General features: G+C 69.2%; 13 protein-coding genes. 4 read left to right on the top strand and 9 right to left on the bottom strand.

Annotated features, from left to right (window positions below; translation table 11 throughout):
* Positions 1-104 precede the first annotated feature (104 nt).
* Complete coding sequence (locus tag OM513_RS15355; RefSeq protein ID WP_380916350.1) at positions 105-1,106, top strand: zinc-dependent alcohol dehydrogenase family protein; 1,002 nt, start codon at positions 105-107, stop codon at positions 1,104-1,106.
* 79 nt (positions 1,107-1,185) lie between these two features.
* Here OM513_RS15355 and OM513_RS15350 read toward each other — a convergent pair whose 3' ends face one another.
* The 4 genes from OM513_RS15350 to OM513_RS15335 all read right to left on the bottom strand — a co-directional run bounded on the left by OM513_RS15350 (position 1,186) and on the right by OM513_RS15335 (position 7,536).
* On the bottom strand, positions 1,186-1,842 hold the full coding sequence (locus tag OM513_RS15350; RefSeq protein ID WP_264945442.1) for an OmpW/AlkL family protein: 657 nt from the start codon (positions 1,840-1,842) through the stop codon (positions 1,186-1,188).
* Between the two features lie 186 nt (positions 1,843-2,028).
* Complete coding sequence (locus OM513_RS15345; RefSeq protein WP_380916355.1) at positions 2,029-3,618, bottom strand: family 43 glycosylhydrolase; 1,590 nt, start codon at positions 3,616-3,618, stop codon at positions 2,029-2,031.
* 61 nt (positions 3,619-3,679) lie between these two features.
* Positions 3,680-4,681, bottom strand: coding sequence for an alpha/beta hydrolase (locus OM513_RS15340; protein WP_264945440.1), 1,002 nt, complete (start codon positions 4,679-4,681; stop codon positions 3,680-3,682).
* Between the two features lie 14 nt (positions 4,682-4,695).
* Positions 4,696-7,536, bottom strand: a complete 2,841-nt coding sequence (locus tag OM513_RS15335) for a TonB-dependent receptor (RefSeq protein ID WP_380916356.1) — start codon at positions 7,534-7,536, stop codon at positions 4,696-4,698.
* Positions 7,537-7,808: 272 nt separating this feature from the next.
* Here OM513_RS15335 and OM513_RS15330 point away from each other — a divergent pair, with 272 nt between their 5' ends.
* Complete coding sequence (locus OM513_RS15330; RefSeq protein ID WP_264945438.1) at positions 7,809-9,191, top strand: pectate lyase family protein; 1,383 nt, start codon at positions 7,809-7,811, stop codon at positions 9,189-9,191.
* 79 nt (positions 9,192-9,270) lie between these two features.
* A complete protein-coding gene (locus tag OM513_RS15325) occupies positions 9,271-9,711 on the top strand; it encodes a DUF6326 family protein (protein ID WP_264945436.1) in 441 nt (146 codons plus the stop codon).
* Positions 9,712-9,755: 44 nt separating this feature from the next.
* Here OM513_RS15325 and OM513_RS15320 read toward each other — a convergent pair whose 3' ends face one another.
* From OM513_RS15320 to OM513_RS15305, 4 genes are all read right to left on the bottom strand, one after another.
* Positions 9,756-11,315: a carboxylesterase/lipase family protein gene (locus OM513_RS15320; RefSeq protein WP_264945434.1), complete on the bottom strand. Its 1,560-nt coding sequence runs from the start codon at positions 11,313-11,315 to the stop codon at positions 9,756-9,758.
* Complete coding sequence (gene kduD, locus OM513_RS15315; protein WP_264945433.1) at positions 11,312-12,082, bottom strand: 2-dehydro-3-deoxy-D-gluconate 5-dehydrogenase KduD; 771 nt, start codon at positions 12,080-12,082, stop codon at positions 11,312-11,314. The genes OM513_RS15320 and kduD overlap by 4 nt, the downstream gene beginning before the upstream one ends.
* A gap of 123 nt (positions 12,083-12,205) precedes the next feature.
* Positions 12,206-13,048 (bottom strand): 5-dehydro-4-deoxy-D-glucuronate isomerase, encoded by an 843-nt coding sequence (gene kduI, locus OM513_RS15310; protein WP_264945431.1) that lies wholly within the window; start codon positions 13,046-13,048, stop codon positions 12,206-12,208.
* A 71-nt stretch (positions 13,049-13,119) separates the two neighbouring features.
* Positions 13,120-14,157, bottom strand: a complete 1,038-nt coding sequence (locus tag OM513_RS15305) for a LacI family DNA-binding transcriptional regulator (RefSeq protein ID WP_264945430.1) — start codon at positions 14,155-14,157, stop codon at positions 13,120-13,122.
* Between the two features lie 96 nt (positions 14,158-14,253).
* On the opposite strand from OM513_RS15305, the gene OM513_RS15300 reads away from it, so the two are divergent.
* Positions 14,254-15,087, top strand: a complete 834-nt coding sequence (locus tag OM513_RS15300; protein ID WP_264945429.1) for a 2-keto-4-pentenoate hydratase — start codon at positions 14,254-14,256, stop codon at positions 15,085-15,087.
* Between the two features lie 96 nt (positions 15,088-15,183).
* On the opposite strand, the gene OM513_RS15295 is transcribed toward OM513_RS15300, so the two are convergent.
* A complete protein-coding gene (locus tag OM513_RS15295; RefSeq protein ID WP_264945428.1) occupies positions 15,184-17,211 on the bottom strand; it encodes an elongation factor G in 2,028 nt (675 codons plus the stop codon).
* Positions 17,212-17,322 lie beyond the last annotated feature (111 nt).

The following is a 17,322-nucleotide window of genomic DNA, read 5'->3' as shown; positions in this document are numbered from 1 at the left end:
TTTAGGGCAGGGGGCCGCCTGCGCCATCGGGTAGGCTACGTAGCGGCGCCCGGATCGCAAACTCCCCTATTCCGTATCTGGTTGCGCCCGTGCAGGATCGCGCGATGATCCAGGGACATGCGATGGTGTTCGAGCGGCCGGGCGCGCCGTTGCGGCGGGTGGCGCGCGAATATGGCGCGCCGGGGCCGGGCGAGCTGCTGCTCCAGGTCCTGGCCTGCGGCGTCTGCCGCACCGATCTGCACGTGGCGGACGGCGAGGTGGCGGCGCGCTATCCGATCGTGCCGGGGCATGAGATCGTCGGCCGGGTGCTGGCGGCGGGGCCGGGCGTGACCGGCGTGGCGCCCGGCGACCGGCTGGGCGTGCCATGGCTGGGCGGAAGCTGCGGCCAGTGCCGCTATTGCCGCATGGGGCGCGAGAATCTGTGCGACCTGCCGGTGTTCACCGGAGCCACGCGCGATGGCGGCTATGCCAGCCATGTGCTGGCCGACGCGCGCTTCTGCCTGCCCCTGCCGCCGGAGTTCGGCGATGTCGCCGCCGCGCCGCTGCTGTGCGCCGGGCTGATCGGCTATCGCGCGCTGGCCATGGCGCTGGAGGGGCAGGGGGAGGCGGAGAGCATCGCGCTCTACGGCTTCGGCGCGGCGGCGCACATCATCGCGCAGGTGGCGCTGTGGCAGGGGCGGCGCGTGCATGCGCTGACGCGGCCCGGCGATGCGGCCAGCCAGGGCTTCGCGCTGGCGCTGGGCTGCACCTCTGCCGGCGGATCGGACCTGCCGCCGCCCGAGGAGGTGGACGCCGCGATCCTGTTCGCGGCCGATGGCGCGCTGGTGCCGCTGGCGCTGCGCGCGGTGCGCAAGGGCGGCCGGGTGGTCTGCGCCGGCATCCACATGAGCGACATCCCCGGATTCCCCTATGCCGACCTTTGGGGCGAGCGAGCGATCCTCTCGGTCGCGAACCTGACGCGCGCGGACGGCGCCGCCTTCTTCGAAATGGCCCGCCGCGTACCGGTGCGCACCACGACGCGCGTCTATGCGCTCGACGACGCCAATGCCGCGCTGGACGATCTGCGCGCCGGACGGCTGGAGGGGGCGGCCGTGCTGGTGCCCTGACCGCGGCGGCCCTGGAAAACGAAAAAGGCGGCGGCGCAGCCCGGAGGTGCGCCGCCGCCCTTTCAGGGAACGGGATGCGTCAGAAGCGGATGCCGACGCCCACGCCCAGCACGAACGGATCGATGCTCACGTCGACCTTGTTCACCAGCGCGCCGGTGGTCAGCGTGGTCGTGGTGTCCATGTCGATCCACTTGGCGTCGAGATTCAGCGACACGCGGTCGGTGAGGTCGATGTCCACGCCGATCTGCGCGGCCGGGCCGAAGCTGTCCTTCATCTTCACATCGGTCGCGCCGATCGCGGTCACCAGCGAGCTGCTGGCATCGGTGTTGTAGAAGATGGTGTAGTTCAGGCCGGCACCGACATAGGGATGCACCTTGCCCTCGGGCAGCGGACGATACTGCAGCGTCAGCGTCGGCGGCAGCACCCAGCTATCGGCGACTTCGCCCAGGCCCGAAAGCGCGCCCGCGCCGATCACATTGTGCTTGCTGGTCGCCAGGATCAGCTCGGCGCTGATGTTCTTGCTGATGAAATAGGTGAAGTCGAGCTCGGGAACCACATCGTTCTCGACGCTCACCGTGCCGGTGGGGAACGACGGCAGAACCGCACCCGCATCCTCGTTGGGCACCACGGCGATCGCGCGGGCGCGGACGAGCCAGTCACCGGCCTCCTGCGCCTGGGCGGGGATCGCGGCCGCCGCGCCAGCGGCGGCGAGGGCGATGAGCAAAGGGGTACGCATGAAAGCCTCCTGTTGATTTGACCCCGCCCCCGTGGACCAATCGCAGGAGGTTCGCGCTTGGGAGACTTCCCAATGGGGAAGTCCCGTATCTCGCGCTGCAGCAACGCGGAGTAGTCGCTGGGACTTGCGCGCCATTTTTCGGGATTGCCGAAGCGGCGCCGACCCGCTCCCGCCGCCGCACGAAACCTAAAGCGCGTGGAAGCGGAAGTCGCGGAAGCGCGCGGTGCCCCCGCCGGCCGAATAGAGGCCGGGGCGCAGCATCAGGAAGCCGCCGCGAACATTGTGGTGGTATCCCGAAACCTCCATCCCGCGATCGAACTTGCGCCAGCTCGCCCCGCCGTCGCCGGAGGTGTGGAAGGAGACGATGTGCCGGTCGTTGGTGACGCGCATCCGCATCCGCCGCCCGTGCGGGTTGGCCGGGCGCGCGCGCTCGATGCCGTACTGGTGGGTGACGAAGCGCTCCGCGTCGAACCCCAGCCCGCAATAGAGCCGTTCGTCATAGAAGAGCAGCAGCCCGGCGGTGCCGCCCGCGTCGATCTCGATATCGCATTCGAACTGATAGGCCTGGTCGCCCGCGATCAGCAGCAGCGGCGAGGAGTTCGAGGGCGCCGTGCCGCGCGCCTGCAACGCCAGCACGCCGCCGCCTGCGCTGGCCCGCGCCGCCTCGCCCGGCGCGGGCTTGAAGAAGTTCCATTTGCCGCCGAGCGCGAGCGGTCCTGCGAAGTCGTCCGACAGCGGCTGGCCATTGGGCAGCGCGCTGCCGCCGCGCGGCTTGCGGACCGGTTGCGAAAGGTCGCCGCCCTTCATCCGGAACCATCCGTCCGCGGTCCATTCGACCGGGTCCATCAGCGTCTGGCGGCCGAGCGTCCAATAGCCGTTCTCGAACCCGTGATAGACCGCCCACCAGCTTCCGTCCGGCGCCTCCACCAGCGAAGCATGCCCGCGCGACCACCATTTCTCCGCCGCGCTGACGGTGCGCACCAGCGGGTTGCGCGGGCAATTCTCCCATGGGCCGTGGATCGATCGCGACCGCGCGGCGATCACCATATGGCCGGTCGGCGGGCCTGCCGTGCCGCCCACCGCGGTGATCATGTAGAACCAGCCGCCGTGACGATGGATCTTCGGCCCCTCCGGCGCGAAACCTTCGACGATCCAATCCTCGGGATAGCGCCAGGGATCGTAGACATGCTCCACCGGCCCGGCGAGCGACAGGCCGTCGTTCGCCAGCCGCACCCGGTCTCCGCCCGAAAGGAACAGCCAGCGCGAACCGTCCTCGCCCACCGCATGGCAGGGATCGATATGGTTGGGCAGGCCCAGATAGACGGGATCGCTCCACGGCCCGTCGATATGATCGGCCCAGATCACATAGGTGCCGTTGGGGCTGCCCTTCACCGGGATGTAGAGGAAATAGCGGCCGGCGTGCTTTTCCAGGCTAACCGCCCACACCGATCCGATGTTGCGCGTCAGCGCGGCGGCGCGCGGCTGCCAGTTCACCAGATCGCGGCTGTGCCAGATCGTCAGGCCCGGATAGGAATCGAAGCTGGAGAAGGTCATGTAATAATCCGCGCCGTCCTTCAGGATGGCCGGATCGGGCCGGTCTCCGGAGATCAGCGGGTTCAGGAAACGGCCGTCGCCCAGATCGGCGATCCGCTGGTTGTCGAAGCCGCGCCGCCAGTCCGGCGCGGTCTTGCCGCGGCCCGTGGCTCCGGTGGCGGCGGGAAGGGCGGGGGCCAGCGCGGCGGCGCCGCCGGCCAGCATCAGCTTGCGTCGATCCATCTCCATGGGCCGGGTTATCGCCGTCTATGATACCGGTGTCAAAAGACGCGGAAGGCGCCGCTCAATACAGCCCCTGCGTCTTTGCCCAGGCCAGGAACAGGTCGGGCCAGGCGGCGGCGGGCTTGCCCGCCACGCGGCGCAGGCCGAAGCCGTGGCCGCCATGGGTGAACAGGTGCGTTTCCACCGGCACGCCCCTGGCGCGCAACGCCGCGCGCAGCATCAGGCTGTTCTCCACCGGCACGGCATCGTCGTCCTCGGCATGGACGATGAAGGCGGGCGGGCCGCCGGCGCGCGCGTTGCGATCGGGCGAATGCGCCGCCTCGCGTTCCGGCCCCGCGCCTGCGCCGATCAGCTCGGCACGCGATCCGGCATGCGCCACCGGCGCGGTCATGCTGACCACGGGATAGATGGGCGCCGCCAGCATTGGCCGTGCCGACAGCGCATCGGCGGCGTCCACCGGCCGGTAGGTCGCGGCATCCCAGCGGGTGGCCAGATCGGCGCACAGATGCCCGCCCGCCGAAAATCCCATGGCGGCCACCCGCTCGGGATCGATCGCGAATTCCGCCGCGCGATGGCGGATCAGCCGCATCGCGCGCTGGGCGTCGCTCAGCGCCACGTCCGGCCCGGCCGCCCATCCGCCCCCGGGCAGGCGATAGAAGAGTACGAAGACGGTGAAGCCGCGCGCCGAAAGCCAGCGCCCGATCTCATAGCCTTCCTTGTCGATCACCACCCATTTGTATCCGCCGCCGGGCGTGACGAGCACCGCCGCGCCATTGGGAACCAGCGGGCGGAACACGCTCATCCGCGGCACGCGCACGTTGCGCAGCGCGCGATCGGTGAGCTGCGGATCGGTGCTGCGTTCGTCCACCACCTCGGCGGGGGCGTTCGCGGGCATGCCCGGCGCCGGGCCGGGCCACAGATCGATGCTCTCGTGTGGCTGGGGCAATCCGGCGGGAAGCGCGCCGCCATTGGCGGGCGGCGCGGTCTGTGCCCCCGCCTGGCCCGGACGCAGAACCGCCGCGCCTGCGGTGATCGCGAGCAGGGCGCGGCGGTCCAGTTCCATTGCTTCGGTCTTCCTCAGAGCTTGAAGCGCGCCCCCACCAGGAAGGTGCGGCCGAAGTGGTTGTACTCGTAATTCCGGTTCGCATCGAGATCGGTGTAGCGATCGCGATACGCATCGGTCAGGTTCACGCCTTCCACCGAAACCTCGATATTGTCGGTGATCTTGTAGCGGATCGAGGCATCGACGTTGGTGATCGAATTATAGCCTTCGAACACGTTGCCCGTGCCCGAGCCCGCATCGACATAAGGCCCGCGATAGCTGAGCGACACGCGCGCGCTGAACTTGCTGTCCTCATAATAGAGCGTGCCGTTGTAGGCGCGCTTGGACAGGCCGTAGAGCGGGATGGTGCGCGAGACGCTAACCAGCGATCCGCCCGGGGTCGTGGCCGGGCCGCTCTGCGCATAGGTCGCGCTCGAGTCGACGAAGGTGGCGTTCACGATGCCGCCGAAGTTCGACAGGAACCCGGGCAGGAAGCTGAACGGCGCCTGCAACGAAAGCTCGATGCCCTTCAGGCTGGCACCCGCGCCGTTGCCGGTGGTCGAGATCGTCCAGATCGGCTGCGACTGCTGCGCGGGATTGAGCGCGGCGGGCGACGAAGGCACCAGCACCGATGCCGGCAGGCCGGTCTGGGTGAAGGTGGCGTTGGTGATGTTCACGCCGACGGGGAAGCTGGCCACGTCCTTCTTGAACACCGCCACCGACGCGATCGACTGCGGCGCGAAATACCATTCGATCGATGCGTCATAGGCCGTGGCGCGGAACGGATCGAGGTTCGGGTTGCCGAAGGTGACCCGGTAGTTGAAGCCGTCGGCCGAGCCGCCCGGCGTCAGGTTGCCCAGCGACGGGCGGGTCATCACGTCGGCCACCGCGGCGCGCACGATCAGGTCCGGGGCCAGCTTCACCATCAGGTTGGCCGAGGGCAGCCAGTCTTCGTAGCTGCGGTCGATCGTCACGCTGACGCCGCCGTTCAGGCCATAGGAGGACTGATCGGTGCGCACATAACGGACGCCCGCGTTCAGCGCGTAATCCAGGCCCAGCAGCGTGCCCTTGGCATCGACCTGCAGGTATCCGCCCTTCGTCTCCTCCGTCACGCCGCGGTTGTTGCCCGCGTCGATCGTGGCCACGCGGTCGTACAGCTTGGTGAAGGCGGTGGTCGCCGCCAGGTTCGGGATCAGCCAGCTATTGGTGTTGCCCGCGGGCTGGCCCGCGTCGCCCATGGTGAACAGCTCGGCCAGCGCGGAGGTGACCGGGAAGCCGTAGACCGCGGCCGGGCCGAACGCCGAAGATGCCGAGCAGGTGATCGTGCCGAGAACGCGATCGACACCGCCGTTGCCGCACACCGCGGTATCGCGGGTGAAGGCGACGATATCATAGTCGAACCGGCGATAGACCGCGCCCGCCTTGGCGGTGAAGCCGTCGGTCACGTCCCATTCGGTGCGGATCTGGCCGGTGCGGAACTTGTTGGTGACGTTCGAGGGGCGATCACGGATCTCGGCGAGCTGGAAGTTCGCCGGATCGGTGACGCTGGTGCCGAAGGTCAGCTTGGGCGAGCGGCCGTTGTTCTCGCGATAGTCGTAGCTGTAGCCCTGGGCGTCGCGATCGTCGAACACGATCGTCGTCTCGACCGGGATGTCCGCGCTGGAACGCGAGAAGCCGCCCAGCACGGTGAAGCGGAACGTGTCGCTCAGGTCCTGGTCCCAGGTCGCGCCGAGCTGGTAGAATTCGGTGCTCGATTCGCGCCAGTAATGCTCCATGCGCACCCACGCATCGTTCAGCGTGGCCGCGATCATGTTGTTGTTCGAATCATAGACCGGATTGACCACGTTGATCGAACGCTCGTTCGACCGCAGCAGCACTTCGCCCCACTTCTCCTCGCGAACTTCGCTGAATTTGGAATAGAGGCCGTCGATCGAGATGCGCGTGGCGTCGGTCGGCGACCACTGGATGCTGCCGGTGATGCCCAGCCGTTCGCGATCGTGGCGCACCTCGCCGTAGCGCGGGATGCGCGGGTGGAACGAGAGCGCCGCCGTGTTGCAGGCGGTGCTGGAGACATAGGTGCCGCCCGAATTGGGGGTGGTCCAGCAATTGGTGCCGTCCACCGCGTCGAAGCGGGCCTGCGCCCAGCGGACGGTGTTGTTGCCCAGTTCCAGCGTGTCCGACTTCGAATAGGCGGCGGAAACGGCGACGCCGAAGCTGCCGTCCGGCGACTTCCACGAAACCAGCCCGGCGACGCGCGGCCCCCAGTTGTCGGAAAGGTCGTTGTAGCTGGCCTGCCCGGACAGCGCGAGCGTGAAGCCCTCCTTGCCGCCCAGCGGATTGCCGGTGTTGAGGTCTACCACCGCGCCCAGCGAACCCTCGTCGAGCGATGCCTCGGCGGTCTTGTGGACGACGATTGAGCTGAACAGCTCGGACGCGAAGACGTTGAAGTCGAACGCGCGGTCGCGGTTGGCGCTGGCGCCGTCGGTCGCGGTGGCGATCGTCTCCAGCCCGTTCACGCGGACGCGGGTGAACTGCGAACCCAGGCCGCGCACGGTGATCGCGCGCCCTTCGCCGCCGTCGCGCTGGATCGAGATGCCGGGGATGCGCTGCAGCGATTCGGCCAGGTTCTGGTCGGGGAACTTGGCGATGTCCTCCGCCACGATCGCATCGACCGACGAGACCGAGGTGCGCTTCACGTCGAGCGCGGCGTCCAGCGACGCGCGGAAGCCGGTGACGACGATCTCTTCGTTGCCCTGGTCTTCGGCGGTGACGTCTTCGGGCGTGTCCTGCGCCTGTGCCTGCGCCGCCCCCGCCAGCGCCAGCGTCGATGCCACGAGCAGCAGCTTGGCGCCGCTCCGCAGCCCGGTCCGATTCATCCTCCGCATTTTTTCCTCCCTATTGCCGCGTCAGCCGTGACTGACACCGGTAACCATCAAGGTCCCGCCACAGGTCCGCCATGGGCCTGTCGAGGGACGATTCGGTACGGGGAGGGGCCGATTCGGGCTCCGGATCATCCATCCTCCCCTGAATTCCGCCGCGTTGCCGCGGTCTCGACACCGGACTTTTGCTTCGAAGTAACCGGTGTCATAAGGACATTGTGATGACTCGCCCTGCATGTCAAGAAGGGCGTAGGAGAGGAGTTCCGGTAATGAGACTCGCCGCCGCGCTGATCGGCCTGTTGCTCGCGCTTCCCGCCGCCGCCCAGTCCGTGCCGCCCGCGGGGGCGCCGCAGGCCGCCGTGCCGGGCGCCGCTGCCTTCGCCGGTGCGCAGGGATGGGCCGCGGTCACGCCCGGCGGGCGCGGGGGGCGGATCATCCGTGTCACCACGCTGGCCGCCGACGGGCCGGGATCGTTCAAGGCCGCGGTGGAGGCCAAGGGCCCGCGCATCGTGGTGTTCGAGGTCGGCGGCGTGATCGACATGGGCCGCACCACGCTGGCCATCACCGAACCCTTTCTGACGATCGCCGGTCAGACCGCGCCTTCGCCCGGGATCACCTTTATCCGCGGCGGGATCGACGTGAAGACGCATGATGTGATCATCCGCCACATCCGCATCCGCCCCGGCGTGGACGGCCAGGCCAGGATGAGCGGCTGGGAAGTCGACGCGCTCTCCACGGTGGGGGCGTACAACGTGATCGTCGATCATTGCACCATGACCTGGGCGCTTGACGAGAATCTCTCCGCCTCCGGCCCGCGATTCACCGGCGCCACTGTGGAGGAATGGCGTCAGGGCACGTCGCACAACATCACCTTCAGCTATAACCTGCTGGCCGAGGGGCTGGCCGACGCCAGCCACCCCAAGGGCGAGCACAGCAAGGGATCGCTGATCCACGACAATGCGACCGGCATCCTGATCTGGCGCAACGTCTATGCCCATAATGTCGAGCGCAGCCCGCTGCTGAAGGGCGGGGTGCAGGCCGCGGTGGTCAACAATGTTATCTATGACCCGGCCAAGCGCGCGATCCATTATAACCTGATGGCGCTCGAATGGGCGGGGCATGACTATGTCACCGGCGAGCTTTCGGCCGTGGGCAATGTGATGCGCGGCGGCCCTTCCACCGATGCCGGCCTGCCCTTCCTGATGCTCGGCGGCGACGGCGACCTGCGCTATTACGGCAAGGACAATATCGCGGTGGACAAGCATGGGCAGAAGCTGCCGATGTTCGGCCGCTATGGCGAGACGCGCGCGAAGCTGATCGAGGTGAAGAAGCCCGTGGTGTGGCCAGCGGGCCTGCCGGTGCTGTCCGCGCGCGACGTGGAGACGCATGTGCTGGCCAACGCCGGCGCCCGCCCCTGGGACCGCGACGATCACGACATCCGCGTCCTCTTCTTCGTGGCCGAGGGCCGCGGCGAGATCATCGACGACGAGAAGCGCGTCGGCGGCTATCCCGTGCAGGCGGAGACGCGCGCGACCTTCGTCGAGGCGGACTGGGACCTCGATACGATGGAGCCGCGATCGGGCCTCTACCCGGGCCAGAAGGGGCCGGTGCAGGAGAAGCTGAGCGATCGCGACAAGGCGATGCGGCAGTAACCGCGCCCGCAGGCCTCCTGCGATTGCCTTGCCTGCCAATGTGTATTATCTGAATAGCACACATTGGCAGGGGACTGGTATGGCTGGATCACGGGGAGCGCTTCAGGATTTCAGGCCGCCGGCGAAGCTGGCGCTGTCCGCGCTCTGGGCCTCGCTCATGCTCTGCTATGTCTATGGCGACTATTTCGGCCTCTATATGCCGGGCAAGGTGATGGCGATGAACGCGGGGCGGATGGGTCCGCTCGGCCTGGCGACGGACCAGGTGCTGGTCGCGGTCTCGCTGATGATGGCGATTCCCGCGCTGATGATCGCGGGCGCGCTGCTGATCCCGGCGGCGGTCGGGCGCTGGCTGAACCTTGTCCTCGGGCTCGCCTATACCGCGATCATGGCGATGACGATGGCGGGCGGCGCCCCGCCTTTCTACCTGACGCTGGGCGGAATCGAGATCGCGATAACGCTGGCGATCGTCTGGCGGGCCGTGTTCTGGCCGCGTGAGTCCGCGGGCGCGCCCGGCGCATGAGCCGATAGGTTTCAGCCGCCGTCCGGGCCGGCGGCCACCGCGGTTCAGGTGCCCGGCTGGATATAGGGTATCCGCGCGAACAACTCGCGCTGCCATTTGCGCGGGTCGTTCTCCACGCGGCTTGCCGTGTCGAACATCATCGTCGCGCGTCTGGGCAGCGTGTATTTCGGCCATTTGGGCAGGCCGCGATGGTTGGGATCGCCCCGCGCCGCGAGCGACACGAAGCTGTCCTGCATCGCCTTGCTCGCTGCGCGCGCATCGGCGCCCGTGCCGGTCTGCGATCCCTTCGCGTCGAGCGTGCCGAACACCAGCGGGATATCCATCGTGTGGAACGCGCCGCGCCGGGGATCGGTGCGCGATGCGAAATCGAGCTGATAAACCCAGCCCGGCGCCCCGGCCCGCGCGCGCTCCTCCGCCTCGATCACCTGGCCGCGCCAGCTCCGCCCCGCGGTGGTGGCGGCATAGAAGACGTCCATCGGCGACCAGTCCGGAAACTGCGCGCGATATTCCGCCACCACCCATTCGGGCAGCGCGTCGATGCGCAGCTCGGGCGCGATGCGATCGGCGATGTTGCTCCAGTCCAGCCCCTGCACCTTGGGCGAATCGGGGGAAAGGAAGGCGCGCGTCTCGTCGCGCGTATTGCCCAGGATCATCGGGATGTGGCGCGACTGGGGATGCGCATCGGGCCAGAATGGGTGGCGGGTGAGCCACTTCATGTCGAACACCGGCCCCATATAGACGCCGCCGCCCAGATAGGGGTCTTCGGTGGCGGCCAGCAGCTCCATCAGTTCGCCCACGCCGAAATCGGCCAGCTCGCCCGCGCGGCTTTCGGGCAGCTTCGCCTTCGCCAGCAGGGCGCGGGCGCGCTCGGTGGCGTGCAGGGGGCCGGAGGCGGTAACCTGCTGCCCGCTCATCGTCGCGGCGCGATGGAACAGGCCCTTCGCGGCGGGCATGCCCATCATCGTCGCGATCTTGGCGCCGCCGCCCGACTGGCCGAACACCATCACCCGGCGCGGATCGCCGCCGAACGCCGCGATATTGTCGCGCACCCATTGCAGCGCCAGGATCAGGTCGAGCTGGCCCGCGTTGCCGCTGTCGGCGAAGCGCGGATCGAACCGGGCGAGATAGAGATAGCCCAGCACGTTGAGCCGGTGGTTCACCGTCACAACCACCACGTCGCCCCGCGCCGCCAGGTGCTGGCCGTGGCACAGCGGATCGGTGGACGTGCCGGTCGAATAGGCGCCGCCGTGGATATAGACCATCACCGGCCTGTTCGCGCCCGGACGGGCATCGGCGGTCCAGATGTTGAGCGCCAGGCAGTCCTCGTCCTGCAACCCCGCATGGTCGCTGTTCTGCGGGCAGGGCGGGGCGAAACGGTCGGCGGGCTGCACCTCGGCCGGGGCGGGCGCGGGCTGCGGCGCCAGGAAGCGCCGGGCGATGCCATAGCGGATGCCGCGGAACACGCGCAGCCCGTCCTCGATCGTGCCCTGGAAGCTGCCGGTGCTGGTGCGGACGGGCGCGGCGGATTGGGCGAAGGCGCGCGGGGCGATCAGCATCGCCCCCATCGCGGCCGCGCCGCCGATCAGCTCGCGCCGCGCGATCATCGCGCCAGCCAGCCCCCGTCCACCGCCAGGACATGGCCCTGCACATAATCGGAAGCGGAGGAGGCGAGGAACACGGCGGCGCCGCCCATATCCTCCGGCGATCCCCAGCGCGCCGCCGGAATGCGCTCCAGAATCTGGCGGTTGCGCGTCTCGTCGGCCTGCAGCGCCTCGGTATTGTTGGTCGCGATATAGCCGGGGGCGATCGCGTTGACGTTGATCCCCTTCGCCGCCCATTCGCACGCCAGCAGCTTGGTTAGCCCCGCCACGCCCGATTTGGACGCGGTATAGCTGGGCACGCGGATTCCGCCCTGGAAGCTGAGCATCGACGCGATGTTGATGATCTTGCCGCGCACGCCCTCGGCTTCGTGCCGGGCGACCATGCGGCGGCCCGCGGCCTGGCAGAGGAAGAACACCGATTTCAGGTTGGTGTCGATCACCGCGTCCCAGTCCGCCTCGCTGAACTCCAGGCTGTCGGCGCGGCGGATGATGCCGGCGTTGTTGACCAGGATATCGATCGCCCCCAGCCTGTCCACGCATTCGTCCACAACCCTGCCCACAGGCTCGATCGTGGAGAGATCGGCGGAGATGATCTCCGCCCGGCGGCCGAGGGCGCGGGCCTTTTCAACGGTTTCGGCGGCAGGCGTGCGGCCCGCGGCGGCCACGTCCGCGCCCGCCGCGGCAAGCGCCAGCGCGATGCCCTGGCCGATTCCGGTGTTCGCCCCGGTGACCAGCGCCACCTTTCCGCTGAGATCGAAGGCTTGGGTCATTGGTGTCCTCTCCAGCCCCGTTCCCCTCCCGCTTGCGGGAGGGGGCAGGGGAGGGCTTGTCCCTCTGTCTGGCGGGAGGGAACCTTCCCTCCCCCAACCCCTCCCGCAAGCGGGAGGGGAGCTTCAGGCGAGCTGGCAGATATCCAGCACGTTCATGTCGGTATAATCCTGGTTCTCGCCCGCCATCGCCCAGATGAAGGCATAGGCCTTGGTGCCCGCGCCCATGTGGATCGACCAGGGCGGGCTGATCACCGCCTCTTCGTTCTGCATCACGATGTGGCGGGTCGCTTCGCCCTCGCCCATGAAGTGCATCACGCGATCCTTCTCCAGATCGTCGAGCTCGAAATAGAAATAGATCTCGCTGCGGCGCTCGTGGATGTGCGGGGGCATGGTGTTCCACACGCTGCCTTCCTTCAGCACCGTGAGGCCCATCACGAGCTGCGCGCTGTCGCAGATGCCGGGGATGACGAGCTGGAAGATGGTCCGCTCGTTCGATTCGGCCAGGCTGCCGCGCTCCAGCGCGTTGGCGTCGGCGATCGAGAGCTTGCGCGTCTGGAACGCCTTATGCGCGGGGCAGGAGGCGAGATAGAAGCGCGCGCCCGCGCCCGCGAAGACCACCTCCTTCGCGCCCATGGTGACGTAGAGGCAGTCCTTGTTGCCCAGCGTATAGGCGGTGCCGTCCACGGTCACCGTGCCCTCCACCTTGCCCACGTTGACGATCGCCAGCTCGCGGCGCTCCAGGAAGGGGTGGCCGGCGGCCGACGCAGGCTCGGTCTGGTCGGGCAGCTTCACCGGGGCATCGCCCACCGCGACGCCGCCGATCACGAAGCGCTCCGCATGGGTATAGTTGAGCACGCACTCGCCCGTGCGGAACAGCCCCTGGATCAGATAGCGGTCGCGCAGCTCGTCGTTGGAGACGCACTCCATCATGTCCGGATGGGTGGCGTAATAGGTGCGCTCGAACATCGCTCTCTCCCTGGGTATCGCGGTCCCGGCTGGTAACCGGTGTCAGGAGCCTTTTCAACCCGCCGCGGCGTTCATCCCGCGCCGGGCGGCGGCGCAACCGAGGCGCGGCGGATCAGCGTGGAGACGAACAGCGACGCCTCGCCGTCCTCGCCCGGCCGCGCGCCGCCCGCGCCGCCGACCAGCTTCAGCGCGGCGGCGCGCGCCATCGTCGCGATCGGCCAGCGCACCGTGGTGAGCGGCGGCCAGATGTGCGAGGCGATCGGCGTATCGTCGAAGCCGACGATCGACAGGTCCTGCGGCACGGTGAGTCCGCGCTGGTGCGCGACATGCAGCACGCCCGCCGCCATCTCGTCGTTCGAGCTGAACACCGCGGTGGGGCGCGGTGCGAGGTCGAGCAGCCGCTCCGCCGCGCGCATCCCCGATTCGAACCGGTAGTCGCCATGCACGATCAGCGTGCGCTGGAGCGGCAGCCCGGCGGCCTCGATCGCCTCCTCATAGCCCGCCTGGCGCTCGACCGCCGAGCGGAAGCCGTGCGGCCCGGCGATCAGCCCGATCCGGCGGTGCCCCGCGGCGATCAGATGCTCCACCGCGCCGCGCACCGCCTCGCGATCGTTCGACGCGACCATGTTCGCCGCCTCGTCCAGCGGCGCGGAGCCCATGCGGACATAGCGCACGCCCAGCCCGGCGCAGAGCTCCGCCAGCGAATCATTCTCGCTGATCGGCGGCAACAGCATCACGCCATAGGGCCGCTGCTTCTCCAGGAAGGCGCGGATATCGTCGAGCATCGTCGGCGATCCGCGGTCCACCGGATGCAGGATCAGCTCGAACTCGGTATCGCGCAGCACCTCCAGCAGGCCGTGCTGGACGTTGAGCACCATCTGCGCGTTCGGATTGTCGTGGATCAGCCCGATCAGGAAGTTGCGGCGCAGCGCCAGCGCGCGCGCCTGGGGATTGGGCGTGTAGCCCAGCTCCGCGATCACCTGCTCCACGCGGCGGCGCGTATCCTCGTTGAGCAGGGGCGAGCGGTTGATGACGCGGCTCACCGTCTTCTTGGAGACGCCGGCGATGCGGGCGACGTCGTTGATCGTCGGCTGGGCGGGCTTGCGCATTGTCCCGCGAGACATACCGCACCCGCGCCATCGCGCAAGCCGCCGCTTTCGCGAGGACGCTTGCTACTGACACCGGTTTCCCATAAGCACGGCGCAATGGAACGTGACGAGGCGGGGATGAACGAGGGCGAGCGCATCGCGCAGGCATTTGTGGCGGCGCGGCGCGACGCGCGTGCGATTGCCGCCTATCCCGGCGCGATCCCCGCGACGCTCGGCGATGCCTATGCGATCCAGGCACGCGCGATCACGCTGGCGGGCGAGCCCGTCGCAGGCTGGAAGGTCGGGCGCATCCACGAACCGCTGGCGACTCGCCTGGGGTCGGACCGGCTGGCCGGGCCGATCTTTGCCGGGCATGTCGTCACCGCGGAGCCTGCGCCCGCGATGCCGGTGTTCGTGGGCGGGTTTGCCGCGGCGGAGGCGGAATTCCTGCTGCGCATCGGCGCGCGGCCCGATCCCGCCAAGCGCAGCTATACCCATGCCGAGGCCGTGGCGCTGATCGACGCGGTGCATGTCGGCATCGAGATCGCAAGCTCGCCCTATGCGCGGATCAACGAGGACGGGCCGACCGTCACCGTATCCGATTTCGGCAACAACCATGGGCTGGTGATCGGCCCGCCGGTTCCTGACTGGCGCGGATGCGAATTCCTGCGCTGGCCGGTCACGCTGCTGATCGACGGGCGCGATACCGGCCCGGCGATGGCGAAGGACATGTTGGACGGGCCGTTCGGCGCGGCCGCCTTCCTGTTCGCGCTGGCGGCGGAGCGCGGCATCGCGCTGGAGCCCGGCCAATGGATATCCACGGGCGCGGTGAACGGCGTCCACGAGATGCAGGTGGGCGAGGAGGCGGTGGCACGCTTCGGCGACGCGCTGGAGGTGCGCTGCACGATCGCCGCCGCCCAGCCCGCGCTACGGGCAGCCCAGGCGGGGTAGCGTCCGGCCGGAGCGGGCTGGTGCCGTAAAAAACCGACTCCAGTCCGCCCCGGCCTGTCCGGGGGGTGGGGTTGCCCCCGGGGCAGGTAACCGGGGTCAGGCCGCGGCCTGCTCCCTTCGCGCGATTTCCTGGGCCAGCTTGGCGGCGACCTCGGCCAGATGGTCGAACTTCGCCTCATATCGCGCCATGCCCTGGCTGAGCGAGCGCAGCTCCGCCTCCAGCCCGTGCAGCTCCGCCTCCGGCAGCAGCAGCGCGATCTCGTCCCAGCGCGACCAGCCCTGCGCGGCGGCGAAGCCCAGCATCTGGCCGCGCCGGCCGGCCACCGCGCTGGTGATGCGCGAAGTGGCGCTGCCCGGCGCGCGGATCGTCACCTGGGCCACCGGTTCGAGCAGATAGGGCGCGGCGGCGGCCAGCGCCTCGGCCATCGCCATCCGCCCCGCGGTGCGGAACGCCAGCTCAGAGCTGTCGACGCTGTGGAACGATCCGTCCACCAGCGTCACCACCACGTCCACCACCGGGAAGCCCAGCGGCCCGCGCGCCATCGCGTCGCGCACGCCCATCTCCACCGCCGGAATCCATTGTTTCGGGATCGCGCCGCCGGTGATCCGGTCTTCGAAGCGAAAGCCTTCGCCGCGTTCCAGCGGGCGGATCTCGATCACGCAATCGCCATATTGGCCGTGGCCGCCCGATTGCTTCTTGTGGCGCCCGCGCTGGGTGGCCGGCCTGCGGATCGATTCGCGATAGGCGACGCGCGGCGGGCGCACCGCCACCGCCACGCCATAGCGCCGCCGCAGCCGCTCCAGCGCGATGGCGAGGTGATCCTCGCTGGCGCCGAGCAACAGCGTCTCGCGCGCGGCCTCGTCCTGGCGCCAGCCGAGCGCGGGGTCCTCCTCGGTCAGCCGGGCGAGCGCGGTGGCGAGGCGCACGTCGTCGCGATGGTCCTGCGCGGCGATCGCCAGCGCGCAATTGGCGACCGGCGGATCGATCAGCACGCCGCCGCGCGCGGGCTTGCCCGCCAGCCCCAGCAGCTCGCCCGGATGCACGCTGTCGGCCTTGGCGATGCCCACGATGTCGCCCGGATCGGCCCGGGGCACCTTGGCGGTGGCGGCGCCCTGGAGCGTGAACAGCGCGCCCGAACGCGCCTTGCCCGCGTTGCCCGTCAGCTCTGCACCCTCGTTCAGCGCTCCGCCGAACACGCGCGCGATGGCCAGCCGGCCCACGCCCGAGCCGTGGAGGATCTTCACCACCTGCGCCGCCGGCCCTTCGATGCCCAGCCGCCGGGCGGTCTGCTCCGCGGTGGGGGCGTCGTGGCGCAGCATCTTGAGCAGGCGGCGCACGCCGAAGCCGTTGACCGCCGATCCGAACAGCACGGGCACCACCAGCCCGGCCCCGGTCTCGCGCGTGATATCGGCGCAGACCGTGTCCAGGCTGGGCGTCTCGTCCGATATGAGCTGTTCGAGCAGCGCGTCGTCATGATCGGCGAGCTGTTCGAGCATGTGGAAGCGCGCTGCGGTCTCGGCCTCGCGCAGATCCGCCGCGATCGGCACCTGCTGCGATGCGCGGCCGGACTGGTAGAGAAAGGCGCGTTCGAGCGCGAGATCGACGAAGCCGGTCACCTGGCCGTCGCGCCGGATGGGGATCTGGCGCGCGACCAGCGCCGCCGCGCTCATCGGCTGGAGCGCTTCCAGCAGCTCCTCGATCGTGCCGCGCGCCTGATCGATCTTGTTGACGAATACGGCATGGGGCACGCGATGCCCCTCCAGCCAGCGCAGCACCGGCTCGGCCAGCGCGGCGCGCGCGGGATCGGAATCGATCACCACCAGCGCCAGATCCGCGGCCAGCACGGCGGCGGCGGCATCCTCCGCCAGTCCCGGCGATCCGGGGGCGTCGGCAATCACGAAATCCTCGCCCATGAAATCGAGGCGCATCAGGTTCAGCTCGGTCGATCCGCCGCGCGCCCGCGCCTCGGGGCTCGCATCGCCGGTGCTGGTGCCGGCCGCCACCTGCCCTTGGCGCGCGATCGCGCCGGAAGCGAAGAGCAGCGCCTCGGCCAGACTGGTCTTGCCCGCGCCCGCCGGTCCGACGAGCGCGATGGCTCTTGTGCCGTGGCTGGTTCCTTTCATTGCCGTACCTCCTGCCAGGGCGATGTCCAGGCAGCCGGAAGGCAACGTCCGGCTGGCCGGAAATCGCGTCACTTCGGCAATATGCGCCGGCTCAGGGCGAGTCGGCGCGGG

Source organism: Sphingomonas canadensis (genome assembly GCF_026013525.1).
Classification (GTDB): domain Bacteria; phylum Pseudomonadota; class Alphaproteobacteria; order Sphingomonadales; family Sphingomonadaceae; genus Sphingomonas; species Sphingomonas canadensis.
This window is presented reverse-complemented; position numbering and strand designations above follow the sequence as displayed.

What these genes read in the sequence shown, in the direction of transcription:
- OM513_RS15355 (WP_380916350.1), top strand. Translation starts at nt 105, where the DNA reads ATGATCCAGGGACATGCGATGGTGTTCGAGCGGCCGGGCGCGCCGTTG.
- OM513_RS15350 (WP_264945442.1), bottom strand. Translation starts at nt 1,842, where the DNA reads ATGCGTACCCCTTTGCTCATCGCCCTCGCCGCCGCTGGCGCGGCGGCC.
- OM513_RS15345 (WP_380916355.1), bottom strand. Translation starts at nt 3,618, where the DNA reads ATGGATCGACGCAAGCTGATGCTGGCCGGCGGCGCCGCCGCGCTGGCC.
- OM513_RS15340 (WP_264945440.1), bottom strand. Translation starts at nt 4,681, where the DNA reads ATGGAACTGGACCGCCGCGCCCTGCTCGCGATCACCGCAGGCGCGGCG.
- OM513_RS15335 (WP_380916356.1), bottom strand. Translation starts at nt 7,536, where the DNA reads ATGAATCGGACCGGGCTGCGGAGCGGCGCCAAGCTGCTGCTCGTGGCA.
- OM513_RS15330 (WP_264945438.1), top strand. Translation starts at nt 7,809, where the DNA reads ATGAGACTCGCCGCCGCGCTGATCGGCCTGTTGCTCGCGCTTCCCGCC.
- OM513_RS15325 (WP_264945436.1), top strand. Translation starts at nt 9,271, where the DNA reads ATGGCTGGATCACGGGGAGCGCTTCAGGATTTCAGGCCGCCGGCGAAG.
- OM513_RS15320 (WP_264945434.1), bottom strand. Translation starts at nt 11,315, where the DNA reads ATGATCGCGCGGCGCGAGCTGATCGGCGGCGCGGCCGCGATGGGGGCG.
- kduD (WP_264945433.1), bottom strand. Translation starts at nt 12,082, where the DNA reads ATGACCCAAGCCTTCGATCTCAGCGGAAAGGTGGCGCTGGTCACCGGG.
- kduI (WP_264945431.1), bottom strand. Translation starts at nt 13,048, where the DNA reads ATGTTCGAGCGCACCTATTACGCCACCCATCCGGACATGATGGAGTGC.
- OM513_RS15305 (WP_264945430.1), bottom strand. Translation starts at nt 14,157, where the DNA reads ATGCGCAAGCCCGCCCAGCCGACGATCAACGACGTCGCCCGCATCGCC.
- OM513_RS15300 (WP_264945429.1), top strand. Translation starts at nt 14,254, where the DNA reads ATGGAACGTGACGAGGCGGGGATGAACGAGGGCGAGCGCATCGCGCAG.
- OM513_RS15295 (WP_264945428.1), bottom strand. Translation starts at nt 17,211, where the DNA reads ATGAAAGGAACCAGCCACGGCACAAGAGCCATCGCGCTCGTCGGACCG.